The sequence below is a fragment of the Yersinia aleksiciae genome (assembly GCF_001047675.1).
GTDB lineage: Bacteria > Pseudomonadota > Gammaproteobacteria > Enterobacterales > Enterobacteriaceae > Yersinia > Yersinia aleksiciae.
In genome coordinates this window covers 3,406,142-3,430,309 of the sequence record NZ_CP011975.1, presented here as the reverse complement: position 1 = coordinate 3,430,309, position 24,168 = coordinate 3,406,142, and the positions used below count along the sequence as shown (strand labels likewise).

The following is a 24,168-nucleotide window of genomic DNA, read 5'->3' as shown; positions in this document are numbered from 1 at the left end:
CCCTATCATGGGGGGCCGTTCTGTTTGTCGCGGCTTCAGTTGGGAGACTTAGTTTTTACGATTAAACGACACGCTTTTTATCTGCGCATACACCCACTGACCCGGTTTCAGCCCCAGCTCATCGCGCGCCCAAGGGGTGATCCGCGCCCATAACCATTGATCGCCAATCGCGAGTTTGACATCAATCTGCCCATCAACCTCCAGACACTCGGCTATTTTTACCGGCAAGATATTGCGGATACTGCTGCTTTGCGGCGGCTGCAACACCAACGAGACATCCGCCGCATTGATGCGAATACGCATTAAGCCCCCCTCTTGCGCATCCAGCTTGCTTACCCATAAACGCTGATCGGCTAGCGCCAGCGCGGTCATGGCATAACGCTCATGATGACCAATCACGCTCACTCGCAAAATGCTGCTTGGCTCTTCCCGCTGCAACCAAGGGCGCAGTGCGCTACTGGCCCAGACCTCTTCCAGCCCGCCGACAGCGCGAACTTTACCGGCATCCATCACCACCACTTGATCCGCCAGCCGCAGGATTTCATCCATGCTATGGCTAACATACAAAATGGGGGTGTTGACATCTTGCGCCAACCGCTCCAGATAGGGCAACAGCTCGCGTTTGCGCGGCAGATCCAGTGATGCCAATGGCTCATCCATCAGCAGCAGTTCTGGGGCGGTGAGCAATGCGCGACCAATGGCGACTCGCTGTTTCTCGCCACCAGATAGCGTCAGCGGAAAGCGGTTTAATAGCGGCTCGATACCCAGCAGACCGACAATAGAATCAAACTGCCCACGCATCGAAGGGGCCATACCGTACTGCAAGTTGCCCCGCACCCGATAATGGGGGAACAGGCGCGCATCCTGAAAAACATAGCCCACGCGACGTTTTTCAGGCGGCAGATAAATTTGCTGCGCCACATCCACCAGCACCCGACCATTGAGCACTACTTTACCTTGCTGCGGGCGCGTCAGGCCGCCAATCACATTGATCAGTGATGTCTTACCCGCACCGGACAAGCCAAAAATCGCGGTAATGCCCTGCGCCGGTAAATCGGTGGCCACTTGCAGATGCAAATCACCCAGTTGTTGACTGAAATCCAGCTCTAGCATGGGACCCCCATGCGCTTTTTACCCCAACGGGCCAGCCACTCGGACAGCAGCAGTGAAACCAATGACAAAATAATCGCGATAACGCATAACCGCGCCGCCGCAGCTTCCGCGCCGGGGGTTTCAATCAACGTGTACATCGCCAGTGGGATAGTGCGGGTTTCGCCGGGAATATTGGAAACGAAAGTAATGGTCGCGCCAAATTCGCCCAGTGAGCGGGCAAAAGAGAGCACAGTGCCAGCAATCACGCCCGGTAAAGAGAGCGGCAGTGTGATGGTGAAAAACACCCGCCACGGGTTCGCGCCTAACGTACGGGCTGCCAGTTCCAGACGGGTATCGACCGCTTCCAGCGCCAGCCGGATCGCCCTGACCATCAGCGGGAAAGCCACCACTGCCGAGGCCAATGCCGCACCACGCCAACTGAAACTGAAGTTGATGCCAAACCAGCTATAGAGCCACTCGCCAATAAAACCGCGTCGGCCCATACTGATCAGCAGCAAATAACCAATCACCACTGGCGGCAACACCAGTGGCAAGTGAATGACGCTGTCTAACAATGATTTACCGGGGAAACGGCAGCGCACTAAAATCCATGCCATTAAAATACCTAACGGCAAACTGCACGCCACCGCCACACCGGAAACCTTCAGGCTAAGAATAATGGCCTGCCACTCATACTCACTCAATATCATTAGCGTGGGGTAAATCCATAATTTTTGAAAATAGTCGCCGCAGCAGGGCTTTTCAGATAATCATAAAAAGCAGTGACGGTCGGATTCTCATGGCCTTTAACAATCGCCATTGGGTATTCAACCGGCTTATGACTTGCTTCCGGGAATATCCCCACAACTTTAACTTTTTGACTGGCTATGGCATCAGAGCCATAGACAATACCCAGAGGCGCTTCTGCCCGCTCGACCAGCGCCATAGCGCTGCGCACGTTGTTAGCACGCGCCATTTCTGGGGCTAAAGTTGACCAGGCACCTAAATTCTCCAGTGACTCTTTGGCATAAATCCCTGCGGGAACATGATCAGGATCGCCCACCGCTAAACGGCCGCCATCCAACAATTTTTTCCAGTCGGTTTTTTTATCAATGACAACTTTATCAATTTTGCTCTCTTGCGGCGCGATCAATACCAGCTCATTACCTAATAAGGTATAGCGAGTATTGGCAACAATTTGCTGCTTATCAATAGCATAATCCATCCATTGCTGATCCGCAGAAATAAAGAGATCGGCTGGTGCGCCCTGCTCAATCTGGCGTGCCAGGGTGGAGGATGAGGCAAAAGAAGCAACCACATCCACCTGCTTCTCTTTTTTATACTGGGCGGCAATATCTTGCAGTGCATTGGTCAGCGAGGCTGCCGCGAACACAGTGATGTTCTCCGCCGCAAACGCCGTGCTGGAAAAAGCGGCTAGCAGTGCTGCACTCGCTACCCATTTATTCACTTTACCATATTGATTTTTCATGTTGTTCTCCGCATTAATGAACCCGTTATATAGATTGAAATATAACGTAACATCATAAGCAGGTCATGCAGTTTATCGGCAAGATGTGAGGTAACTTGAGTTGTGACAATAATATAGAGGGAGATGACGCGAAGCATAAAACGAAAATGCCCAACGTTTTCGCGTCGGGCATTTAGCAATCAAATTAAGAACGTTCTTTTTTGTGGCTGGTGTTGGAGATGATGTTAAACACCTCACCCAGCCCATAGATCATACCCAAAATCACTGCCATCACCACGGGTACCATGACCACGGCAAAGAGCAGACTTTTCAATAAATCTAACATGCCAGCCTCTCATTACTGCTGATTGAGCGATAACCTAGGTTACCACGATAATTGCCATCTATCATTTACTGTAAATTATATCAGCAATGAATGAATCCTGTTATTTTAACTACCAGCAAAAAAATGTAACCTGCCAAACGTGCGATCTGTCTATAAACAGGCAGTTAAGGCACAATACGCCTTTCCCGCTGGAGTCAAACAATCATGCAGGCAGAAATTCTACTTACCTTAAAACTTCAGCAACGGCTGTTTGCTGACCCCCGCCGCATTGCATTGCTAAAGCAAATACAGCACACGGGATCTATCAGTCAAGGGGCAAAACTCGCCGGTATTAGCTATAAAAGTGCCTGGGATGCCATTAATGAGATGAATACCTTAGCGGAAGAGATTCTGGTGGAGCGGGCAACCGGCGGTAAAGGCGGCGGCGGTGCGCATCTGACCCGTTACGGCGAGCGCTTAATTCAGCTTTATGATCTGCTCGCGAAGATTCAGCAAAAGGCGTTCGACACGCTGAAAGATGATTCGATGCCACTCGATAGCTTACTGGCCGCCATTTCCCGCTTTTCGCTGCAAACCAGCGCCCGCAATCAATTTTTCGGCACCGTCATTGAACGTGACCATCAGCAGGTTCAGCAACACGTCAATATTCAGCTGTCAGATGGTAAAACCCGTTTATCCGCCGCCGTGACCCAACAGAGCGCCGATCGCCTGCAACTTACAGCAGGCAAAGAGGTATTGGCACTGATAAAAGCCCCCTGGGTAAAACTGGTCACCGATCAGGCACTGGCAGGGGCCGCAGATAACTCCCTGGCGGGGATGGTTGCCAGCATCGAACCGGGTCACGATCACAGCGAAGTCATAGTGACATTAACTGGCGGGGCCAGTCTCTGCTCGACGCAAAACAACAGCGAATTGCACCAACTGAATTTACGTGTCGGTAGCCCTGTCATTGCTCAATTTAATGCTGATCGCGTCATTATCGCGACACTTTGCTAAATAATTCAGCTTAGTTATTAACCGTGAGCATGGTATTGCTTATTGACATTCCTGCCCTTTCCGCTTATCCCTAACACTCTTATTGTGTTGCATAATGTGGGAAAGATGATGTCTGAGTTGCATATATCGCAAGGTTGTTTTCGCCTGAGTGACACCCGGACACTTATCGTGCCTGCGTTATCTATCTCTTCGAGTGATGAAAAACCGTCGGGCGATAAGCCGCAACCCAGTGATAGCTGGGCATTCGTCGGGGCCAATGGCAGCGGAAAATCAGCGTTGGCTAAAGCATTATCAGGGGAACTCACCTTACTGAACGGCAGTCGCCAGAGTGATTTTCGCCATACAGTGCGTTTGTCATTCGAACAGCTCCAGCAGTTAGTTAGCGAAGAGTGGCAGCGCAATAACACCGATCTGCTCAGCGCAGACGAGGATGATACCGGGCGCACCACCGCTGAAATCATTCAGGAAGAGCGTCAGGATCCGCTGTACTGTCAGCAGTTAGCCGAACAATTTGGTATCAGTCAGCTACTCTCGCGTCGGTTTAAATATCTTTCTACTGGTGAAACCCGCAAAACCCTGTTGTGCCGTGCACTGATAACACAACCGGATCTGTTGATTCTCGATGAACCCTTCGATGGGCTGGATGTCGCCGCCCGCGCACAGCTCGCGGGTATGCTATCCACTCTTTCCGCGCAAGGTGTCACGCTGGTTCTGGTACTCAATCGCTTCGATGATATTCCTGATTTTGTGCAGTATGTCGGCGTATTGGCGGACTGCCACCTGACCCATACTGGCCCACGCCAACAAATTCTGTCCGAAGCCCTGATTGCCCAGTTGGCCCACAGTGAAAATCTGGATGGTTTGTCATTGCCAGAAGCTGAACATCCGCAACAGCAGATCCATTTACTGAAAGATAAGCCGCTGATTACCTTGCACAATGGTGTTGTAGAGTATAACGACCGCCCTATTCTGCATAACTTGAGTTGGCAGGTGAATCGCGGCGAGCACTGGCAAATTATCGGCCAGAACGGCGCGGGAAAATCAACCTTACTCAGCCTGATTACCGGTGACCATCCGCAAGGCTACAGTAATGATTTGACGCTGTTTGGCCGCCGCCGTGGCAGTGGTGAAACCATCTGGGATATCAAGCGCCATATTGGCTATGTCAGCAGCAGCCTACATCTGGACTATCGGGTCAGTTCCAGTTTGCGTAACGTTATTTTGTCCGGCTTTTTCGATTCGATTGGTATTTATCAAGCTGTATCCGACCGCCAGCAACAGTTAGCCGATGAATGGTTGGCCCTGCTAGGCTTCTCTGCCACCGCCGCTAATCAGCCCTTCCACAGCTTATCCTGGGGACAACAACGGCTGGCATTGATCGCGCGGGCGCTGGTTAAACATCCGGCGCTACTGATTCTTGATGAGCCATTACAAGGTTTAGATCCCCTTAACCGCCTGTTAGTCCGCCGTTTTATTGATGTGATGATCGGCGAGGGGGAGACACAGCTGTTGTTCGTTTCTCACCACGCAGAAGATGCACCGCAGTGCATTACTCACCGTCTAACCTTTATTCCCGAAGGTGATATCTATCGCTATCGCCAAGAGAAGTTACCCCACTAAATCGCCTATGTTATTATTCCCACCGTCAGCCATTATTAGTGCTGACGGTGGATAACGAACCATTCAATTAAGGGATTATTTATGTGGGGTATCCTTGCGGCTTCGCTGCTTTTTTTATCTGTTAACCGGGTACTTGCCCTGTTCCTCTTGGCCTCTTCACTGGCGATTGCCTTTTATCACGGTGTCCTGACACTGCCTTCAGCGGCATTCTTGTTACTAACAGTGATTGTTGCGCTACTGCTGAATAAATACCGTGCGCAGAAATGGCTGGCTGTCGGGCTGGAAACGGTGCTGGTATTGGCCTCCATCGCGCTCTTTCTGCATTTGGTACCCGGTTTTAACAATCTGAAAGTACTGGATAAAGTGATCGTGGGGCCACTCAGCACACCTTTCACTATGTACTACAACCTTGATAAAGCCGTGATCCCCTTTATCTTGCTGGCTTGTCTGCCCACCCTGTTTGTTGCTAAAAGTCATCCATCAATGAGCCGAATGGGCTGGATTGGATTGATTGTCAGCATGCCCGCACTGCTACTGCTGGCTGTCGCCTTGGGTGGGCTGAAGATTGAAATGCACACCCCAGCCTGGATTGGCTCCTTTGTTGTTGCCAATCTCTTTTTTGTTTGTTTGGCTGAAGAAGCGCTGTTCCGTGGCTATTTGCAGCAACGTTTAACTCAGTGGTTGGGGAGCTATCCGGCACTGATCATCACTGCCCTGATCTTTGGTGCGGCGCATTTTGCTGGCGGCCCACTATTGATGATTTTCGCTGCATTGGCGGGACTGATTTACGGCCTGGCATGGCTGTGGAGTGGTCGTTTATGGGTGGCGGTAGCATTTCATTTCGCGTTGAATTTACTGCATTTACTCTTCTTCACCTATCCGCTTTATTTGCCGCACTAACCTTTATTGGCCGGGTTTCTACTGACCCGATACGGGCTTTCACCGCCGCATCGGGTCATGACATCACCGGCAGGACATTCCTGCTGAATTGATGGATGGGAACGCTACCACTTCAGTTATCATTGTCACGACCGAGATTTTTGTGATTTTTTGCCTATCCTTGTTCATTCCGCTGTATTTATGCTCCGACAGAGAATAAGCTTGGATAAAATTGAGTGTAAACGATTCCATTATCGAGCGCAGATCACCTTTTTGCTGGTAATCCCGTGCTATCTTTCTTAGACCAAAGTCATTCGAGGAGTCTTTTATGTACGTTCTGGTAACAGGTGGTAGCGGTTACATCGGTAGCCATACCTGTGTGCAATTGATTGAGGCGGGTTATAAACCAGTCATCCTCGATAACCTTTGCAACAGCAAATCCAGCGTATTAGCTCGGATAAATAGCCTGACCGGCTACACACCTGAACTGTATCAGGGTGACGTCCGTGATCGCGCACTGCTCGACAAAATCTTTGCGGCTCATCCTATTCATGCCGTCATTCATTTTGCCGGTCTGAAAGCCGTGGGTGAATCGGTCACTAAGCCATTGGAATATTACAATAATAATGTCTATGGCACCTTAGTGTTACTGGAAGCCATGCGCGCCGCGCAGGTCAAAAACTTTATCTTCAGCTCATCCGCCACGGTTTATGGCGATCAGCCCAAAATTCCTTATGTCGAAAGCTTCCCAACAGGCTCACCGTCCAGCCCCTATGGCCACAGCAAATTGATGGTTGAGCAAATTTTGCAAGATCTACAACTGGCTGATCCGCAATGGAATATGACGATTCTGCGCTATTTCAACCCGGTCGGTGCACATCCATCAGGGCTGATGGGTGAAGACCCGCAGGGCATTCCAAACAACCTGATGCCATTTATTGCGCAGGTTGCCGTGGGTCGCCGTGAGTCACTGGCAATATTCGGTAATGACTATCCAACCCCTGATGGCACAGGGGTACGTGATTACATTCATGTGGTCGATTTAGCCGATGGTCATGTGGCGGCGATGAAAAAACTGCACAATCACCCCGGGGTTCATATTTTCAATCTGGGTGCTGGGGTCGGCAGCAGTGTTCTACAAGTGGTCGAGGCGTTCACCAAAGCTTGTGGCAAGCCACTGGCCTACCATTTTGCCCCACGTCGCGAGGGCGATTTGCCCGCCTACTGGGCCGATTCGACCAAAGCAGCAGAACAACTGGGCTGGCGCACCTGTCGCTCACTTGATGAAATGGCGGCCGATACCTGGCGCTGGCAATCCAACAATCCGCAGGGCTACCCCGATTAAGGTATTGTTATGACTGACTTTAACCCTGTGGACCATCCACATCGCAGATATAACCCACTGAGCGATCAGTGGGTACTGGTCTCGCCCCATCGGGCCAAACGCCCATGGCAAGGCCAGCAAGAAGCACCGGCGACAGAGAGCTTACCGGCGCACGATCCTGACTGTTTCTTATGCCCTGGCAATACTCGGGTGACAGGCGATGTCAATCCTGACTACGCCTCCACCTATGTGTTTACCAATGACTTTGCTGCGTTGATGCCCGATACCCCCGATGCGCCGCAGAGCGAAGATCCGCTGATGCGCAGCCAAAGTGCCCGTGGCACCAGCCGCGTTATCTGCTTCTCGCCGGATCACAGTAAAACCTTGCCACAGCTGACCCTACCTGCACTGGAAGATGTGATTCAGACGTGGCAACAGCAGAGTGCCGAGTTGGGTAAAATTTACCCGTGGGTTCAAGTGTTTGAGAATAAAGGTGCGGCGATGGGCTGCTCCAATCCGCATCCCCATGGGCAAATTTGGGCTAATAGTTTTTTGCCAAATGAAGCCACGCGGGAAGATCGCCTACAGCGGGACTATTTTCAGCAACATCAATCGCCCATGCTACTCGATTATGCCGAACGTGAGCGCCGTGACGGCAGCAGAACAGTGGTGGAAACCGAGCACTGGTTAGCTGTAGTGCCTTACTGGGCGGCGTGGCCATTTGAAACTTTGCTGCTGCCAAAAACACAGATATTGCGCTTAGAAGATATCTCAGCAGCACAGCGCGCCGATCTGGCTATCGCGCTGAAAAAACTGACCAGCCGCTATGACAACTTATTCTCGTGCTCCTTCCCGTACTCGATGGGATGGCACGGCGCACCCTATAACATTAGTGGCACTGATAATTGCAATAACACTGATAACAGCAACAACAACGCGCACTGGCAGTTACATGCTCACTTCTACCCGCCACTACTGCGCTCGGCGTCGGTACGTAAATTTATGGTGGGTTATGAAATGCTGGCCGAGACCCAGCGTGACCTTACAGCAGAGCAGGCGGCTGAACACCTGCGAGCAGTCAGTGATGTTCATTATCGAGAAGGCGGAGTCAAATAATGAGTTTAAAACAGCATACCCAGGCTATTTTCCGCCAACAGTTTAACCGCGACGCTGATATCACCATTAAAGCGCCGGGCCGCGTCAATCTCATTGGCGAACATACCGATTATAACGACGGTTTTGTGCTGCCCTGCGCCATTGATTATGAAACGGTGATCAGCTGTGGTAAGCGCGATGACCGCCAAATTCGGGTGATTGCCGCTGATTATGACAATCAACAAGACATTTTCTCCCTTGATGCCCCAATAGTGCCACACCCTGAATACCGCTGGGCAGATTACGTGCGCGGCGTGGTGAAACATTTACAACTACGCTCAGCCGATTTTGGTGGCGCAGATTTGGTGATCAGTGGCAATGTACCGCAGGGAGCGGGTCTCAGCTCATCGGCATCATTGGAAGTGGCGGTCGGTCAGGCGCTGCAATCCCTCTACCAGTTACCACTGAGTGGCGTGGAGCTGGCACTGAATGGGCAAGAAGCTGAAAACCAGTTTGTCGGCTGTAACTGCGGCATCATGGATCAGCTGATTTCCGCACTGGGTCAGCAAGATCACGCGTTGTTGATTGATTGCCGCACCCTGGAAACCCGTGCGGTGCCGATGCCCGCCAATGTTGCGGTGGTGATTATTAACTCCAATGTGAAACGGGGCCTGGTGGACAGCGAATACAACACCCGCCGTCAGCAATGTGAAACCGCTGCCCGCTTCTTTGGCGTCAAAGCGCTGCGCGACGTCGATCCTAATCTATTCTTCTCCATTCAGGATGAGCTAGACCCGGTCGTCGCTAAACGCGCTCGCCATGTGATTACGGAAAATGAGCGCACGCTGGCCGCTGCTGATGCACTGGCCTCCGGTGATTTGAAATTGATGGGGCAATTGATGCAGGAGTCTCATATTTCGATGCGTGATGATTTCGAGATCACAGTTCCGCCGATCGATAGCCTGGTGGATATTGTTAAATCGGTGATTGGGGAGCAAGGTGGTGTTCGTATGACTGGCGGTGGTTTTGGCGGCTGTATTGTTGCGCTGATGCCAACGTCGCTGGTCGAGCAAGTTCGAGCTACCGTCGCGCGCGAGTATCCGGCACATAGCGGCGGCAGGACAGAGACCTTCTACGTATGTCAGGCTTCACAAGGAGCGGGTTTATGCTGAAAAACGACGCTGCACCGCCAAGCAGTGTTGACCAGTTAGCACCGGATGGTCACCCCTTTGAAATGACCGAATTGCGCAATAAATCAGGCATGAGCGTGACGCTGATGGACTGGGGTGCTACTTGGCTGTCTGCAATACTGCCGCTGAAAGAGGGCGAAAAACGCGAACTGTTGCTGGGGTGCCAAACGCCGGCTGACTACTTGCATCAGGCGGCGTACCTCGGCGCCACGGTTGGCCGCTACGCGAATCGCATTGCTAACGCCCAAATCACGGTGGAGGGTGAAACTCTCCAACTGATACCAAACCAAGGCCCTAACCAGCTCCATGGTGGCCCAGAGGGGTTCCATGCCCGTCGCTGGCAGAAGGTTAAGCAGGACGAGAAGCAGGTCATCTACCAACTGCATTCGCCTGATGGTGATCAGGGCTTCCCCGGCAATCTGGCCGCTGAAGTGAAGTATTTACTAACCGAAGATAACCGATTAGAGATTCACTATCAGGCGCAGGTGGATAAAACTTGCCCAGTGAATCTGACCAATCATGCCTACTTCAACCTTGATGGCGAAGGGCGTGATGTTCGGGCGCACCGTCTACAGCTGTTTGCGGACCGCTACTTACCGGTCGACAGTGATGGCATCCCAACAGGCGGGTTGGCGAATGTTGAGAAAACCGGCATGGATTTCCGTCAACCGAAAACGCTCGCGCGCGACTTCCTGCAAGATCGCTGTCAGCAGCGAGTGAAAGGGTATGACCATGCTTACCTGTTGCACCGTACCTGTGGTGCCACAGAAAGCCCGGCGGCACATTTGTGGTCATCTGATAATCGCGTACAAATGAGTGTCTATACCACGGCTCCGGCGTTACAGCTGTATAGCGGCAATTTCCTTGGCGGCACGCCGTCACGAAATGGCGGAACCTATGCCAGCTACACCGGTGTTGCATTGGAAAGTGAATTTCTGCCAGATAGCCCGAACCACCCCGAATGGCCGCAACCTGATTGCTGGTTAAAACCGGGGAAAACCTATCGCGCCACCACCGTTTATCAATTTATCGCCTTGTAACTTTTTTTATATGCGGCCGCCGACTACGCTTAATGGCATCTGTCAGGCGGCCGTATCCCGCTGTTACCTGCCCTTTCAGACGCCAAAATAGCTTAAATAACCAGTACTTAAATAAAGGGAACTGATATGCGTCTAACTACCTTATGGTTGATCTCAGCCGGCTTGTTGTTGAGTGCCAATGTGATGGCAGCAGATACGGCAAAAACCCCCTCACCCGCTCAAGCCGCGCAACAGCAAAAAATGACCGATTGTAATAAGCAGGCAGCCACAAAATCGCTAAAAGGGGATGAGCGCAAAACGTTCATGAGCCAATGTCTGAAAGCCCAACCCACACCGGCTGAAAAAGCATTGACGCCGCAGCAACAAAAAATGAAAAGCTGCAATGCCGAAGCCGCAACCAAAGCGTTAAAAGGCGATGAGCGCAAAACCTTTATGAGCACGTGCCTGAAAAAAGCGGTCTAACTCCTCGGATAACACTCACTACACCTAAAACTCTTGGCGTCACAGGTAGGCGGCAAGTGAGCGCATCCCGATGAGCTGACTCAAGTCGGTGATTTGGGTAAGTGAATGTAGCCAACAACCCTGTGGCCCCAAGGATAAAGAATACCCAAAGTCATTGGCGTCACAGGTAGGCGGCAAGTGAGCGCATCCCGATGAGCTGACTCAAGTCAGTGATTCGGGTAAGTGAATGTAGCCAACAACCCTGTGGCCCCAAGGATAAAGAATACCCAAAGTCATTGGCGTCACAGGTAGGCGGCAAGTGAGCGCATCCCGATGAGCTGACTCAAGTCAGTGATTCGGGTAAGTGAATGTAGCCAACAACCCTGTGGCCCCAAGGATAAAGAATACCCAAAGTCATTGGCGTGACAGGTAGGCGGCAAGTGAGCGCATCCCGATGAGCTGACTCAAGTCAGTGATTCGGGTAAGTGAATGTAGCCAACAACCCTGTGGCCCCAAGGACGAAGGGTATTTCGCGGAATCGATTCAACTCGAGCCCTTACGTAAACGCAAAAAATTGGTTATGGTTAAACACAAACGATTGCTGTTAGCGGCAATCCGGCAATATAATGATAATAGTTATCATTGAATCATTTGAGGAGTTCGAACTATGGCAGTAACAAAGCTGGTTCTGGTACGTCACGGCGAAAGTCAGTGGAACAACGAAAACCGCTTCACCGGTTGGTATGACGTTGATTTATCTGAGAAAGGCCGTACTGAAGCAAAAGCAGCGGGCAAGCTGTTAAAAGACGAAGGCTTCACTTTTGATTTCGCTTACACCTCAGTGCTTAAACGCGCTATCCACACTCTGTGGAGCATTCTGGATGAGTTGGATCAAGCTTGGTTGCCAACTGAAAAAACCTGGAAGCTGAATGAGCGTCATTATGGTGCGCTGCAAGGTTTGGATAAATCAGAAACGGCGGCTAAATACGGTGATGACCAAGTTAAACTGTGGCGTCGCGGCTTTGCTATCACCCCTCCAGCACTGGACAAAAGTGATGAGCGCTTCCCAGGCCATGACCCACGTTATGCAAAATTAACCGATGCTGAGCTGCCAACCACTGAAAGCCTGGCGCTGACCATCGATCGTGTTATCCCTTACTGGGAAGAAGTGATCAAACCACGTATTGCCAGCGGCGAGCGCGTAATCATCGCGGCCCACGGTAACTCACTGCGTGCCTTGGTAAAATATCTGGATGATCTGAACGAAGAAGAGATTCTTGAACTGAACATCCCAACTGGCGTGCCATTGGTGTATGAGTTTGATGAAAACTTCAAACCAATCAAACACTACTATCTGGGCAATGCTGAAGAGATCGCGGCTAAAGCCGCTGCGGTTGCCAATCAGGGTAAAGCAAAATAATCAACCCTGATTAGCACCATTAAAAAACCCCCGTTCATCATCGATGGCGGGGGTTTTTATTTGCCTGTCTAATTATCTGCGCAGGCAGTTTGGATGCGAACAGCGCTTACTGACGGCGAGCCTTCACTGCGCTAGCTAACTGGCGTAGTAACACTTCCGTATCTTCCCAACCAATACAGGCATCGGTGACACTTTTGCCGTAAGTCAGTGGCTCGCCACTTTCCAAATTCTGATTACCTTCCACCAGATGGCTTTCAATCATCACGCCCATAATGGATTTCTCACCCTGAGCTATCTGGCGGCAAACATCAGTGCCGACTTCCATCTGCTTTTTGAACTGCTTGCTGCTGTTAGCATGGCTGAAATCAATCATGATCTGCGGTTCAAGACCCGCTTTACTCAGCCCTTCTTTAACCGCTGCAACATGTGCGCTGCTGTAGTTTGGCTCTTTGCCGCCACGCAGAATGATATGGCAATCGTCGTTACCGGCTGTATTAACAATCGCTGAATGGCCCCATTTGGTCACAGACAGGAAGCAATGTGGCGCACTAGCAGCATTAATTGCATCGATGGCGACTTTAATCGTGCCATCTGTGCCATTTTTAAATCCAACCGGACAAGAGAGGCCAGAAGCCAGCTCGCGGTGAACCTGAGATTCAGTGGTACGGGCACCAATAGCACCCCAGCTCATCAGGTCAGCCAGATATTGCGGGGTGATCATATCCAAAAACTCACCCGCAGCCGGTAGGCCACTCTCGTTAATATCTAACAGCAACTTACGTGCGATACGTAAACCGTCATTGATGTCGTAGCTACCATCCATATGCGGATCGTTAATCAGACCTTTCCATCCCACGGTGGTACGCGGTTTTTCAAAGTAGACTCGCATCACCACTTCAAGCTCACCTTCCAGCTCTTCGCGCAGTGCCAGCAAACGGGTCGCATACTCTTTTGCCGCTTGAGTATCATGAATCGAGCATGGGCCGATCACCACCAGGAGACGGTCATCATTCGCGCGCAAAATATTGTGAATCGCTGTGCGGGTCTTGGATACGGTTTCTGCTGCATTTTTGCTGGCAGGAAACTTCTCTAACAGGGCAACAGGCGGCAGGAGTTCCTTAATTTCATTAATCCGTAGGTCATCATTCAGGTAATTCATAGCTCTTCCATTAAGTCTTGTGACGATCATCGCACAACGTCTATCTGTACCAATATAGTTGAACCAATTTAGCTGGTGAATTGAACGCTGTAAATCTACTTTGTCGCATTGGGTGTTGAGCACGGATTAACCTTAGTTAAAGCCAGTAAGCCAAACTCTCTGCTAAGACCTATACTCAACAGCAATTTTTATCAGTGCAGTTAATTCACTGCTTGAATCAATTTCTACCAGAGTTAACATAAATAAACGGTTATGAGCACATATTTCATGGTCAAAGGATAAACATGGCTACATCCTCACTTTTCCCGCAAGACAGCAACAGTAAACGCCTGCTGGTCGCCTTCGCAATCACTACCCTGTTTATGGTTGTCGAAGCCATTGGTGGCTGGCTATCCGGATCGCTGGCGCTATTAGCCGATGCGGGACACATGCTGACTGACTCTGCCGCATTATTCATCGCGTTGATGGCCGTACACTTTTCACAGCGAAAACCTGATTCCCGCCACACCTTTGGTTATTTGCGGCTCACCACTTTGGCCGCTTTCGTGAATGCCGCAGCATTAGTCTTGATCGTCGTGTTGATTGTCTGGGAGGCAGTCCAACGCTTCGTCTCCCCCCATGAAGTCATGGGTGTGCCGATGTTAATCATCGCCATTGCGGGGCTATTGGCGAATATCTTCTGCTTTTGGATACTTCATCGCGGCGAGGAAGAGAAAAATATCAATGTGCGCGCTGCGGCCTTACATGTGTTGGGGGATTTATTAGGCTCAGTTGGGGCGATCATCGCCGCCATCGTGATTCTGACCACCGGTTGGACGCCAATCGACCCTATTTTGTCAGTGCTGGTATCCGCGTTAGTGTTGCGTAGCGCCTGGCGGCTGCTGAAAGAGAGTTTCCATGAATTACTGGAAGGCGCGCCGCAGGAGATTGATATCGCCAAACTGCGCAAGGGCTTATGCTCCGACATATATGAAGTGAGAGATGTTCATCACGTTCATCTATGGCAAGTCGGTGACCAGCGACTTATGACACTGCATGTGCAGGTGATCCCCCCAAGGGATAATGATGAATTGCTGCAACGTATTCAGCACCATTTATTGCATCACTACAATATTGGTCATGCCACCATTCAAATGGAGTATCAGGGCTGCGAAACACCCGATTGCTCAATTAATCAGGCGGCTCCGGCGGGTAGTCACCACCACCATCATCACTGATGCAAACAGTCAGGCCGCAGATCCCACTCGGGGATACCTACGGCCTGATTTATGCTACTCAACAAAGCTATTGAACTGAATAATCACTCACCTTGGACCGACAGCGGGCGTGAATGATTTCGCGCCGCACTCTTTATCCACAACCACGAACCGTTCAGGGCAATCAGCGTCAGTAAGACGTACTCCAGCGCCATAGCGTACACCCCTTGATAGGCAAAAATCGCGACACTGATTACATCAATTACTACCCAAATCAACCAGTTTTCAACATATTTGCGGGTCATTAGGATCATCGCCACAATGGACAACACCATCATGGTGGAGTCCCAGAATGGGAAGGCATCAGGCTGCAACTCTGGCATTTGCACATTCGCACCCAAACTCTGCATCACCGTCACTGCCACGCGAGTCAACCAGGCAAATACGGTATCAATATGCAGTGTCATCAAGGTGATACCAGCAATGCAAACCACCGCCCAACCCAATGCTTTGGGCAAAGATAACCAGCGAATCTTCAACTCAGCCTGATTATCTGGCGTTTGTTTACTCCAGGCATACCAGCCGTAAATATTGGCGACGAAGAAGAACAGCTGTAATAACAAGCTGGCATAGAGCTGAATCTGGAAGAAAATTACCGCGAACAGTGTCACGTTAATCAAACCAAACAGATAGTTGATGATCTTCTCTTTGCTGGCAAACCAGATGCACAGCAGCCCAAACAGCGTACCAATCGCCTCTATCCATGAAAGGTCATAACCGCCCGCACCCAGCGGGATATGCACCAATATATTGCCTGTACTAAAGAAATCCATTTGGCGTCCTTTTAACTGTCACCCTTCGTATTTGAAGTTGCGGGGTTGTTGGCTACGCGCCTTCACCCGAATCACTTACTGATGTAAGCTCTTCGGGATTCTATTGCTTGCCGCCTACCTGCAACGCCACATTCTGCGGGTATTAATCATTTAAGTGTTAAGGCCATTTAATCGAATTCACAACTTAAGCATTGCCTTTGACTTGCAACTTCAACTGGTTGGCAAAATCTAACATGCGATTTAGCGGTATCAGCGCCTGCTGACGCAACTCTTCATCAACATGTATCTCATGCATCGCCCCGCCCTGCTCCAGCCCTTCAGCAATGGCTCTGAGGCCATTCATCGCCATCCACGGACAATGGGCGCATGTTCGGCATGCCGCGCCTTCGCCTGCTGTCGGTGCTTCAAATAACTCTTTATCCGGGCAAGCCTGCTGCATCTTGTAAAAAATGCCACGATCCGTGGCAACGATCAATTTCTGCTGCGGCAAGGTTTTTGCCGCCTGAATCAGTTGGCTGGTTGAACCGACAGCATCAGCCATATCGACGATCGACTGAGGAGACTCCGGATGGACCAACACCGCCGCGTCAGGGTGTAGTGCTTTCATGCGGGCCAGTGCCTGGGTTTTAAACTCGTCATGGACGATACAGGCGCCCTGCCAGCATAAGATATCTGCGCCGCTCTTCTTCTGCACATAGTTGCCTAAATGGCGGTCAGGTGCCCAGATAATTTTCTCGCCCAAGCTATCGAGATGCTCGATTAACTCAACAGCAATACTGGAGGTCACCACCCAGTCCGCTCTAGCTTTGACTGCTGCCGAGGTATTGGCGTAGACCACCACGGTCCGGTCCGGGTGGCTATCACAGAAGGCGGCAAATTCATCAATCGGGCAGCCTAAATCCAGCGAGCACTCCGCATTCAGGGTGGGCATCAATACTTGCTTCTCTGGATTGAGAATTTTGGCGGTCTCTCCCATAAAGCGCACCCCAGCGACCAGTAAGGTCGAAGCCGGATGGGTATTGCCAAATCGTGCCATCTCGAGGGAGTCGGCGACGCAGCCACCGGTCTCTTCAGCCAATGCCTGGATTTCGGGATCAGTATAATAGTGAGCGACTAACACGGCATCGCGTTGCTTCAGCAGTGTTTTGATTTTCTCACGGTAAAAGGCTTTTTCATCCGCATCCAGAGGGACTGGCCGTGGAGGGAAAGGGTAAATAGCCGCATTCACATCAAAAATTTCGCTCATCGCTCACATCTCTGTTGCCAATCATTCCGACGCCACCAATCATTGCTGACTGCCAGTAGAATTGGTTTGTTTTTTATCCTAAACAAAATAACCAATATTTAGCGAAAAGTCGCCCAATATTGTCTAATAATGGCAAAAATGTTTAATAGAGTTAAAAATGAGATGAAAATTGGAGTGATTGAAGAGCTGTAGGAAGATTATAGGGGTGATGTTGGGGTGTTGGGCGTAAAAATAGACATTGGAAGCTTAGGAAGAATATGAATATAGGGAATATCGAGGGACATGAACATAATGGTGGGTCGTGCGGGATTCGAACCTGCGACCAATTGATTAAAAGTCAACTGCTCTACCAACTGAGCTAACGACCCATTATATATTTACTGCTTAGTGATAATTCGGTGTTCGTCGTGCGGGATAACTGTACTGCTACATAATGGTGGGTCGTGCGGGATTCGAACCTGCGACCAATTGATTAAAAGTCAACTGCTCTACCAACTGAGCTAACGACCCATTATATATTTACTGCTTAGTGATAATTCGGTGTTCGTCGTGCGGGATAACTGTACTGCTACATAATGGTGGGTCGTGCGGGATTCGAACCTGCGACCAATTGATTAAAAGTCAACTGCTCTACCAACTGAGCTAACGACCCATTATGTATTTACCGCTTAGTGATAATTCGGTGTTCGTCGTGCGGGATAACTGTACTGCTACATAATGGTGGGTCGTGCGGGATTCGAACCTGCGACCAATTGATTAAAAGTCAACTGCTCTACCAACTGAGCTAACGACCCATTATGCATTTACTGCTTAGTGACATTTCAACGCTAATCGTGCGGGATGACTCGTCCTGCGGACTCGCCCTTCGGGTCAACGCTGCGCGTTGCTGTCTCGCTTCGCTCGGCTCGAACCTTTAACCAATCGATTAAAAGTCAACTGCTCTACCAACTGAGCTAACGACCCATTACCGCTACTACTGACGATAATTTCCTGCTGCTTTAACGTTTTACAAGTTGTCTTGGCAACGGCGGCATATATTACTAATTTCTCTTCACAGTGCAACTTAAATTTCTGTTGAAGCGTTTAACTGCTTGTTCTTCGCTCGCCAAAGCCCAGAAATTAGTCAATATGACCAATTCCTGGACTCGAAAAAGGCTAAAGAGCAGATAAACGTTTCTGTGCCTGTTTAGCAGCATCAGTATTAGGATATTGCTTGATCACTTGTTGATAAACCGCCTTCGCTTTGTCGCTTTGGCCTTTATCCTGCATGATCACCCCAACTTTAAACATCGCTTCTGAACTTTTTGGAGACTTTGGATAATTTTTTACTACAACAGCATAATAATATGCAGCATCGTCTTTCTTACCTTTGTTGTAATACAACTGCCCTAGCCAGTAGTTGGCATTAGGCTGATAAGTCGACTTTGGATACTGTTTCACAAAACCTTGGAAAGCAGTGATCGCTTGATCGTATTGCTTTTTCTCAAGAGCCAAGGAAACGGCAGCATTATAATCGCTGTTTTCATCACCAGTACTTGCCGCAGGAGCCGCTGTAGTAGCTACTGTACCTGCCGCAGCAGTATCGGAACTTCCAGTCGTGGCATTAGCTGACGCAGCAGCATCAGCCGCGGGAGCTGCTGTTGAAGCCCCCTGACCACCACTCAGACTATCCATCTGCTGGTAGATCTGCTTTTGCCGCTCAACAATTTGATTGAGCTGGTACTGATTTTCTTGGATCTGACCGCGTAAACTATCAACATCGCGTTGCGAATCAGACAGTTGTTGCTGAAGTTGAGTTAATAGCTGGCTGTGAGCGTTGGAAATACGCTCAAGTTGAGTGACCCGATCTTCTACCGAGCCGGAGCCGACATTACTGATTGGCGCTTGGGCAGTAGCGGCCCATGGGACCGCTACGCCAACCAGTAACGACAGACCCACCAAGTGACGTCTGAAGTTACTGTTCATGCGATTCTCTTAGTAAACCAGAACTGCACGACGGTTTTTAGCGAACGCTGCTTCGTCATGGCCCAATACTGCTGGTTTCTCTTTACCGTAAGAAACGATAGAGATCTGGTCAGCAGAAACGCCTTTACCTTGCAGATACATCTTCACTGCATTAGCACGACGCTCGCCCAACGCGATGTTGTATTCTGGCGTACCGCGTTCATCCGCATGGCCTTCAACAACAACTTTGTAAGATGGGTTGCTACGCAGGAATGCAGCGTGTGCATCCAGCATTTGAGCGAAGTCAGAACCGATATCGTATTTATCGAAACCGAAGTAAACGATATTGTTCTTTTGCAGTTCTTGCATCTGAAGACGCGCTTGCTCTTCGGAAGACAGGTTGCTGCCATTTTCTGTACCAGTGCCAGCGCCCATGCCAGATTGGTCATTATTTGCGCTTTTGTTAGAACTACAAGCAGCGATTGCCAGAACTGGCAAAGCCAACATTAGCCCTTTTAGCACTTTGTTCAGTTGCATCTCTTTGATCCTTTTATAGTTTGCCATACATACGTATTTACACATGCATCACAGATACGGCGACCAGGCAGGAAATTTGACCTGTCCATCAGTTGCCGGAAGACGCGCTTTGAAACGCCCATCAGTCGAGACCAGCTGTAACACGGCTCCCAGCCCTTGTGTCGAGCTATAGATAACCATGGTGCCGTTAGGCGCGATACTAGGCGTTTCATCCAGGAACGTGTCCGTTAATACTTGAACGGCTCCCGTTACTAGATCCTGTTTGGCGATGTGTTGCGACCCACCATTGGAACTAACCAATACCAGGAACTTACCATCAGGACTCACATCTGCGTTCTGGTTCTGAGAACCTTCCCACGTGATTCGCTGCGGCGCACCGCCATTAATATTCACTTTATAAACTTGTGGACGACCACCCTGATCCGAGGTATAGGCCAGATTTTGGCTATCCGGGAACCAGCTTGGTTCTGTGTTATTGCTACGGCCATCGGTAACCTGGCTGATTTGACCAGAACCTAAGTCCATAACATACAAGTTCAGGCTGCCGCTTTTAGATAAAGCGAAGGCCAATTTAGTGCCGTCCGGCGAGAAGGCTGGTGCGCCATTATGACGTGGGAATGAAGCCACTTGTCTGATTGCACCATTTGCCAGCGTCTGAATAACCAGTGCTGATTTACCACTCTCGAAAGTGACATAAGCAATTTTGCTACCATCTGGAGACCAGGCTGGTGACATCAAAGGTTCAGGAGAACGGTGAACGACAAATTGGTTGTAGCCATCGTAATCAGAAACCCGCAATTCATGTGGGAATTTACCGCCGTTCGTTTGCACGACATAGGCAATACGAGTGCGGAAAGCACCTTTAATCCCGGTCAGTTTTTCAAATACTTCATCACTGGCAGTATGCGCAGCATAACGTAGCCATTGCTTGGTTACTTTATACTGGTTTTGCGCCAAAACGCTACCCGCAGCACCAGAAGTATCGACTAACTGGTAAGAAACGACATAACTACCATCGGCACTTGGCTGAACCTGACCAACAACCACGGCATCAATACCCAATGCAGTCCAAGCCGCAGGCGTTACCTCAGCCGCAGTGGAAGGCTGTTGTGGCATGCGAGCTGCGTCAATAGGGTTAAACTTACCACTGTTACGTAAATCCGCGCCAACAATAGCGCCAATCTCTTCAGGTGGTGTGCCCGGCCCCATCCATTTGAATGGAACCACCCCAATTGGGCGCGCAGAGTCTACCCCTTGGGTAATCTCAATTCGGACTTCTGCGTGTAATACAGACGCCCATAAAACTAAAAAGCCTAGCGCTACTCGAAATGCCTGCTTCATCTTGTCTCCCTTATCCGAGCGGGATGCCCGCGATAATTAGCAGAATTTTAACAAACCAACGCAAACAAAACTACATAATCCACTGGTTGATTAACAGTATTATCCACTGCCAATCAAACTTTATTGCGGTTTAAAATCAAGTGGAACATTCTTAAACACTTCATAAACATCCTGACTTGGAGGTTTAGGTATTTTAGCAAGTTTTGCAGCGGCGATAGCAGCCTGACACAGTGCCGGGTCGCCACCTTCAGCTTTAACATCAATTAATAGACCATCTGGTGCTAGTTTAATTCGCAGATTACAGGTACGGCCTTTGTAAAGATCTGCATCATAAAATTTACTTTGGATCGCAGCAGTTACCTGGCCCAAATAGCCACTAATATCCCCCGCTGATGCCCCGCTCTTCTTACCACCACCTTTACCTGCGGCAGCAGCACCTGCACCTGAACCACTTTTAGGTGCATTCTTATTATTTGCCAAGCCACCAAACAGCTCATCTACGTCTGTTGCAGCAGCGGCCGCTTCTGCGGCAGCTTTTTTCTTGGCATCAGCTGCGGCGGCTTTTTTAGCGTCAGCAGCCGCTTTTTTCTCAGCATCTGCGGCAGCTTTCTTTTCAGCAGCATCGGTTGCAGCTTTTTCGGCAGCTTCCGCGGCTTTCTTCGCATCAGCATCGGCTTGTTTCTTCGCCGCGGCCGCTACAGCAGCCTCTTTTTTGGCTTCAGCTTCTGCTTTTTTCTGCGCATCAGCCTGAGCTTTCACGATTTTGTCTGCTTCCGCTTTAGCTTGAGCTGCGGCGGCCTCAGCTTGTTTCTGTTCTTCTTTCGCTTTTGCAGCAGCGGCAGCAGCAACTTTCTGCTGCTCAGCGGCCTGTTTTTGCTGTTCAGCGGCTTGTTTTTTCTGTTCTTCAGACGCCTGCTTTGCATCTTCTTGCGCTTGCAGACGCTCTTTTTCTAATTCTTTCAGGCGCTGTTGTTCCGTGGCCTGTTTTTGCTGTAACTCTTCCGCTTGTTGCTCGGCTTTCTTCTGGCGTTGCTGTTCTGCGCGTTTAGCATCCGTCTGCTGCTGTTGCTGACGGTTATACTGTTCTGTCACCGCGCCCGGATCGACCATGACGGCGTCGATAACTTCGCCGCCAGCACCGCCGCCGCCCATTTCAGTCGTCTGCGTCAGAGAGCCCCAAATCAACAGGGCAATCAATACGATATGCAGAACCACCGAAACTATAATGGCGCGATTCAGCTTATCATTTTGCTCGGTTGCCTTACCCACGCTCGATTTCCACACTCGATGTCCGCGCTCTATTTCTAAAAAACGGAACTGCTAAAAACAGGGTCTCTACTGACTGGACTCACTATCAATCCAGCCAATATCAACGCAAATTTATATCGGTTGAGTCATTAAGCCCACCGACGTCACGCCAGCCTGATGCAGCATATTCAGTGCCTTAATGATTTCATCATAAGGGACCTCTTTCGCGCCGCCAATCAGGAATACGGTTTTCGGATTCGATTTCAATCTTGCCTGAGCTTCTGCCACCACTTGTTCTGAAGGCAGTTGCTCCATTCGCTGATGATCAATCACCAACGAGTATTGCCCGACACCTGACACTTCAACAATCACCGGTGGATTATCATCGCTCGAGACGGTTTTTGAGTCCGTCGCATCAGGAAGATCCACTTCAACGCTTTGCGTGATAATTGGCGCTGTCGCCATGAAAATCAGCAATAGCACCAGTAAGACGTCAAGCAAGGGAACAATGTTAATTTCAGACTTAAGCTCGCGACGTTTACGACCACGTACTCGCGCCATACAACCCCCTACTTATTTGCTATCGGCGCTGGCAAAAGCCTGACGATGCAGAATAGCAATGAACTCTTCCATGAAGTTGTCATAGTTTTGTTCAAGTTTATTCACGCGCTGATTTAGACGGTTATAAGCCATAACAGCAGGGATGGCCGCAAACAGGCCGATTGCCGTGGCAATCAATGCTTCAGCAATACCCGGCGCGACCATCTGCAATGTTGCCTGCTTAACTGCACCCAGAGAAATAAAGGCGTGCATAATCCCCCATACTGTACCAAACAGGCCGATATACGGGCTGATGGAACCGACAGTACCCAGGAATGGAATATGAGTTTCCAGCGCTTCTAATTCACGATTCATTGAGATGCGCATCGCACGGGAAGCACCGTCAATCACGGCCTCAGGCGCGTGGCTGTTTGCGCGGTGCAAACGGGCAAACTCTTTAAAACCAGAATGGAAGATCTGCTCGGAGCCGCCAAGCGTATCGCGGCGGGCCTGGCTTTCCTGATACAGGCGAGACAGCTCAATGCCGGACCAAAATTTATCTTCGAAGGCTTCCGCATCGCGGGTGGCAGCATTCAGAATACGCGTTCGCTGAATGATGATCGCCCATGAAGCAATAGAAAAGCCCATCAGAACCAGCATGATAAGCTTAACAAATAGGCTTGCCTGCAGGAATAAATCCAGAATGTTCATGTCAGCCACTACTTAAACTCCGCGACAATAGACTTAGGAAGCGCTCTTGGCTTCATTTGGTGTGGATCGATACATGCGATCAATACTTCTGCACTACTCAGAAGATTGCCATGTGAGTCGAGAATTCGTTGAGCAAACGTGAGAGAAGCCCCACGCATTGCGGTAATTTCACTCTGAACTTCCAGCATATCATCGAGACGTGCGGGTGCCAGGTATTCTACCGTCATGCGGCGGACAGCGAAAGCGACATGCTCACTGAGCAATTGCTGCTGGTGGAAATTGCGTTGGCGCAACATTTCTGTGCGCGCCCTTTCGTAAAAGGCAACGTAGCGTGCATGGTAAACCACGCCACCAGCATCGGTGTCTTCAAAATAGACACGTACCGGCCATCGAAACAACGTATTACTCACTCTACTTCCCAGTAATGCAATTAACGGACACACTATACTGAAGAGCGTTACGCTTTGGAATCACTTGCGAGAATACAACGAAAATAATTATG

Annotated in this window: 24 protein-coding genes, 4 tRNA genes and 1 other RNA gene; 10 read left to right on the top strand and 19 right to left on the bottom strand. The window is 50.0% G+C overall.

Translation table 11 applies throughout. From position 1 onward, the window contains the following. Nucleotides 1-48 precede the first annotated feature (48 nt). From modC to ACZ76_RS15410, 4 genes are all read right to left on the bottom strand, one after another. Nucleotides 49-1,113: a molybdenum ABC transporter ATP-binding protein ModC gene (gene modC / locus ACZ76_RS15425; protein ID WP_048619715.1), complete on the bottom strand. Its 1,065-nt coding sequence runs from the start codon at nucleotides 1,111-1,113 to the stop codon at nucleotides 49-51. After that, complete coding sequence (gene modB / locus ACZ76_RS15420; RefSeq protein ID WP_048619714.1) at nucleotides 1,107-1,802, bottom strand: molybdate ABC transporter permease subunit; 696 nt, start codon at nucleotides 1,800-1,802, stop codon at nucleotides 1,107-1,109. Before modB ends, modC begins: the two co-directional genes overlap by 7 nt. Further along, nucleotides 1,802-2,581: a molybdate ABC transporter substrate-binding protein gene (gene modA, locus ACZ76_RS15415; protein WP_048619713.1), complete on the bottom strand. Its 780-nt coding sequence runs from the start codon at nucleotides 2,579-2,581 to the stop codon at nucleotides 1,802-1,804. The genes modB and modA overlap by 1 nt, the downstream gene beginning before the upstream one ends. A 184-nt stretch (nucleotides 2,582-2,765) precedes the next feature. Then, nucleotides 2,766-2,906 (bottom strand): AcrZ family multidrug efflux pump-associated protein, encoded by a 141-nt coding sequence (locus ACZ76_RS15410; protein WP_048619712.1) that lies wholly within the window; start codon nucleotides 2,904-2,906, stop codon nucleotides 2,766-2,768. Between the two features lie 204 nt (nucleotides 2,907-3,110). Here ACZ76_RS15410 and modE point away from each other — a divergent pair, with 204 nt between their 5' ends. From modE to gpmA, 9 genes are all read left to right on the top strand, one after another. Continuing rightward, complete coding sequence (gene modE / locus ACZ76_RS15405; RefSeq protein WP_048619711.1) at nucleotides 3,111-3,902, top strand: molybdenum-dependent transcriptional regulator; 792 nt, start codon at nucleotides 3,111-3,113, stop codon at nucleotides 3,900-3,902. A gap of 108 nt (nucleotides 3,903-4,010) precedes the next feature. Beyond that, nucleotides 4,011-5,522 (top strand): molybdate ABC transporter ATP-binding protein ModF, encoded by a 1,512-nt coding sequence (gene modF, locus ACZ76_RS15400; RefSeq protein ID WP_048619710.1) that lies wholly within the window; start codon nucleotides 4,011-4,013, stop codon nucleotides 5,520-5,522. 81 nt (nucleotides 5,523-5,603) lie between these two features. Further along, a complete protein-coding gene (locus ACZ76_RS15395; RefSeq protein ID WP_048619708.1) occupies nucleotides 5,604-6,422 on the top strand; it encodes a CPBP family intramembrane glutamic endopeptidase in 819 nt (272 codons plus the stop codon). A gap of 307 nt (nucleotides 6,423-6,729) precedes the next feature. Further along, the gene (gene galE / locus ACZ76_RS15390; RefSeq protein ID WP_048619707.1) at nucleotides 6,730-7,746 is read left to right on the top strand and encodes a UDP-glucose 4-epimerase GalE; all 1,017 of its coding nucleotides are present in this window, start codon (nucleotides 6,730-6,732) and stop codon (nucleotides 7,744-7,746) included. A gap of 9 nt (nucleotides 7,747-7,755) precedes the next feature. Next, nucleotides 7,756-8,841: a galactose-1-phosphate uridylyltransferase gene (galT, locus tag ACZ76_RS15385; RefSeq protein ID WP_048619706.1), complete on the top strand. Its 1,086-nt coding sequence runs from the start codon at nucleotides 7,756-7,758 to the stop codon at nucleotides 8,839-8,841. After that, nucleotides 8,841-9,992 carry a galactokinase gene (galK, locus tag ACZ76_RS15380; RefSeq protein ID WP_048619705.1) on the top strand — a complete coding sequence of 384 codons (1,152 nt, stop codon included), beginning with the start codon at nucleotides 8,841-8,843 and terminating at the stop codon, nucleotides 9,990-9,992. Before galT ends, galK begins: the two co-directional genes overlap by 1 nt. After that, nucleotides 9,986-11,050, top strand: coding sequence for a galactose-1-epimerase (gene galM, locus ACZ76_RS15375; RefSeq protein WP_048619704.1), 1,065 nt, complete (start codon nucleotides 9,986-9,988; stop codon nucleotides 11,048-11,050). Before galK ends, galM begins: the two co-directional genes overlap by 7 nt. Before the next feature lie 126 nt (nucleotides 11,051-11,176). Continuing rightward, complete coding sequence (locus ACZ76_RS15370) at nucleotides 11,177-11,512, top strand: PsiF family protein (protein ID WP_048619703.1); 336 nt, start codon at nucleotides 11,177-11,179, stop codon at nucleotides 11,510-11,512. Between the two features lie 646 nt (nucleotides 11,513-12,158). Further along, entirely contained in the window at nucleotides 12,159-12,911 is a 753-nt protein-coding gene (gpmA, locus tag ACZ76_RS15365) for a 2,3-diphosphoglycerate-dependent phosphoglycerate mutase (RefSeq protein ID WP_048619702.1), read from the top strand. Between the two features lie 106 nt (nucleotides 12,912-13,017). Here gpmA and aroG read toward each other — a convergent pair whose 3' ends face one another. After that, nucleotides 13,018-14,070 carry a 3-deoxy-7-phosphoheptulonate synthase AroG gene (gene aroG, locus ACZ76_RS15360; protein ID WP_048619701.1) on the bottom strand — a complete coding sequence of 351 codons (1,053 nt, stop codon included), beginning with the start codon at nucleotides 14,068-14,070 and terminating at the stop codon, nucleotides 13,018-13,020. A gap of 284 nt (nucleotides 14,071-14,354) precedes the next feature. On the opposite strand from aroG, the gene zitB reads away from it, so the two are divergent. After that, on the top strand, nucleotides 14,355-15,287 hold the full coding sequence (gene zitB, locus ACZ76_RS15355; protein ID WP_048619700.1) for a CDF family zinc transporter ZitB: 933 nt from the start codon (nucleotides 14,355-14,357) through the stop codon (nucleotides 15,285-15,287). A gap of 83 nt (nucleotides 15,288-15,370) precedes the next feature. Here zitB and pnuC read toward each other — a convergent pair whose 3' ends face one another. From pnuC to ybgC, 14 genes are all read right to left on the bottom strand, one after another. Then, nucleotides 15,371-16,099: a nicotinamide riboside transporter PnuC gene (pnuC, locus tag ACZ76_RS15350; protein WP_048619699.1), complete on the bottom strand. Its 729-nt coding sequence runs from the start codon at nucleotides 16,097-16,099 to the stop codon at nucleotides 15,371-15,373. Nucleotides 16,100-16,283: 184 nt separating this feature from the next. Continuing rightward, nucleotides 16,284-17,345 carry a quinolinate synthase NadA gene (gene nadA, locus ACZ76_RS15345; RefSeq protein ID WP_048619698.1) on the bottom strand — a complete coding sequence of 354 codons (1,062 nt, stop codon included), beginning with the start codon at nucleotides 17,343-17,345 and terminating at the stop codon, nucleotides 16,284-16,286. A 292-nt stretch (nucleotides 17,346-17,637) separates the two neighbouring features. Continuing rightward, a tRNA-Lys gene (locus ACZ76_RS15340) sits at nucleotides 17,638-17,713 on the bottom strand. A 66-nt stretch (nucleotides 17,714-17,779) separates the two neighbouring features. Next, nucleotides 17,780-17,855 (bottom strand) — tRNA-Lys (locus ACZ76_RS15335). A 66-nt stretch (nucleotides 17,856-17,921) separates the two neighbouring features. Next, nucleotides 17,922-17,997 (bottom strand) — tRNA-Lys (locus ACZ76_RS15330). 66 nt (nucleotides 17,998-18,063) lie between these two features. Next, nucleotides 18,064-18,139, bottom strand: a tRNA-Lys gene (locus ACZ76_RS15325). A 30-nt stretch (nucleotides 18,140-18,169) separates the two neighbouring features. Then, nucleotides 18,170-18,301, bottom strand: a non-coding RNA gene (locus ACZ76_RS18585) — RtT sRNA. Nucleotides 18,302-18,500: 199 nt separating this feature from the next. Further along, a complete protein-coding gene (gene cpoB, locus ACZ76_RS15320; RefSeq protein WP_048619697.1) occupies nucleotides 18,501-19,310 on the bottom strand; it encodes a cell division protein CpoB in 810 nt (269 codons plus the stop codon). Between the two features lie 9 nt (nucleotides 19,311-19,319). Then, on the bottom strand, nucleotides 19,320-19,826 hold the full coding sequence (pal, locus tag ACZ76_RS15315; protein ID WP_004393299.1) for a peptidoglycan-associated lipoprotein Pal: 507 nt from the start codon (nucleotides 19,824-19,826) through the stop codon (nucleotides 19,320-19,322). A 48-nt stretch (nucleotides 19,827-19,874) separates the two neighbouring features. After that, nucleotides 19,875-21,167, bottom strand: a complete 1,293-nt coding sequence (gene tolB, locus ACZ76_RS15310; RefSeq protein WP_048619696.1) for a Tol-Pal system beta propeller repeat protein TolB — start codon at nucleotides 21,165-21,167, stop codon at nucleotides 19,875-19,877. Nucleotides 21,168-21,287: 120 nt separating this feature from the next. Next, complete coding sequence (tolA, locus tag ACZ76_RS15305; RefSeq protein WP_048619695.1) at nucleotides 21,288-22,436, bottom strand: cell envelope integrity protein TolA; 1,149 nt, start codon at nucleotides 22,434-22,436, stop codon at nucleotides 21,288-21,290. Between the two features lie 111 nt (nucleotides 22,437-22,547). After that, complete coding sequence (gene tolR, locus ACZ76_RS15300; protein WP_004393306.1) at nucleotides 22,548-22,976, bottom strand: colicin uptake protein TolR; 429 nt, start codon at nucleotides 22,974-22,976, stop codon at nucleotides 22,548-22,550. A 12-nt stretch (nucleotides 22,977-22,988) separates the two neighbouring features. Further along, the gene (gene tolQ / locus ACZ76_RS15295) at nucleotides 22,989-23,675 is read right to left on the bottom strand and encodes a Tol-Pal system protein TolQ (RefSeq protein WP_004715787.1); all 687 of its coding nucleotides are present in this window, start codon (nucleotides 23,673-23,675) and stop codon (nucleotides 22,989-22,991) included. Further along, nucleotides 23,675-24,076 (bottom strand): tol-pal system-associated acyl-CoA thioesterase, encoded by a 402-nt coding sequence (ybgC, locus tag ACZ76_RS15290; RefSeq protein WP_005165498.1) that lies wholly within the window; start codon nucleotides 24,074-24,076, stop codon nucleotides 23,675-23,677. The genes tolQ and ybgC overlap by 1 nt, the downstream gene beginning before the upstream one ends. Nucleotides 24,077-24,168 lie beyond the last annotated feature (92 nt).

Coding starts and splice junctions, on each gene's coding strand:
- modC (WP_048619715.1), bottom strand. CDS start 1,113: ATGCTAGAGCTGGATTTCAGTCAACAACTGGGTGATTTGCATCTGCAA.
- modB (WP_048619714.1), bottom strand. CDS start 1,802: ATGATATTGAGTGAGTATGAGTGGCAGGCCATTATTCTTAGCCTGAAG.
- modA (WP_048619713.1), bottom strand. CDS start 2,581: ATGAAAAATCAATATGGTAAAGTGAATAAATGGGTAGCGAGTGCAGCA.
- ACZ76_RS15410 (WP_048619712.1), bottom strand. CDS start 2,906: ATGTTAGATTTATTGAAAAGTCTGCTCTTTGCCGTGGTCATGGTACCC.
- modE (WP_048619711.1), top strand. CDS start 3,111: ATGCAGGCAGAAATTCTACTTACCTTAAAACTTCAGCAACGGCTGTTT.
- modF (WP_048619710.1), top strand. CDS start 4,011: ATGTCTGAGTTGCATATATCGCAAGGTTGTTTTCGCCTGAGTGACACC.
- ACZ76_RS15395 (WP_048619708.1), top strand. CDS start 5,604: ATGTGGGGTATCCTTGCGGCTTCGCTGCTTTTTTTATCTGTTAACCGG.
- galE (WP_048619707.1), top strand. CDS start 6,730: ATGTACGTTCTGGTAACAGGTGGTAGCGGTTACATCGGTAGCCATACC.
- galT (WP_048619706.1), top strand. CDS start 7,756: ATGACTGACTTTAACCCTGTGGACCATCCACATCGCAGATATAACCCA.
- galK (WP_048619705.1), top strand. CDS start 8,841: ATGAGTTTAAAACAGCATACCCAGGCTATTTTCCGCCAACAGTTTAAC.
- galM (WP_048619704.1), top strand. CDS start 9,986: ATGCTGAAAAACGACGCTGCACCGCCAAGCAGTGTTGACCAGTTAGCA.
- ACZ76_RS15370 (WP_048619703.1), top strand. CDS start 11,177: ATGCGTCTAACTACCTTATGGTTGATCTCAGCCGGCTTGTTGTTGAGT.
- gpmA (WP_048619702.1), top strand. CDS start 12,159: ATGGCAGTAACAAAGCTGGTTCTGGTACGTCACGGCGAAAGTCAGTGG.
- aroG (WP_048619701.1), bottom strand. CDS start 14,070: ATGAATTACCTGAATGATGACCTACGGATTAATGAAATTAAGGAACTC.
- zitB (WP_048619700.1), top strand. CDS start 14,355: ATGGCTACATCCTCACTTTTCCCGCAAGACAGCAACAGTAAACGCCTG.
- pnuC (WP_048619699.1), bottom strand. CDS start 16,099: ATGGATTTCTTTAGTACAGGCAATATATTGGTGCATATCCCGCTGGGT.
- nadA (WP_048619698.1), bottom strand. CDS start 17,345: ATGAGCGAAATTTTTGATGTGAATGCGGCTATTTACCCTTTCCCTCCA.
- cpoB (WP_048619697.1), bottom strand. CDS start 19,310: ATGAACAGTAACTTCAGACGTCACTTGGTGGGTCTGTCGTTACTGGTT.
- pal (WP_004393299.1), bottom strand. CDS start 19,826: ATGCAACTGAACAAAGTGCTAAAAGGGCTAATGTTGGCTTTGCCAGTT.
- tolB (WP_048619696.1), bottom strand. CDS start 21,167: ATGAAGCAGGCATTTCGAGTAGCGCTAGGCTTTTTAGTTTTATGGGCG.
- tolR (WP_004393306.1), bottom strand. CDS start 22,976: ATGGCGCGAGTACGTGGTCGTAAACGTCGCGAGCTTAAGTCTGAAATT.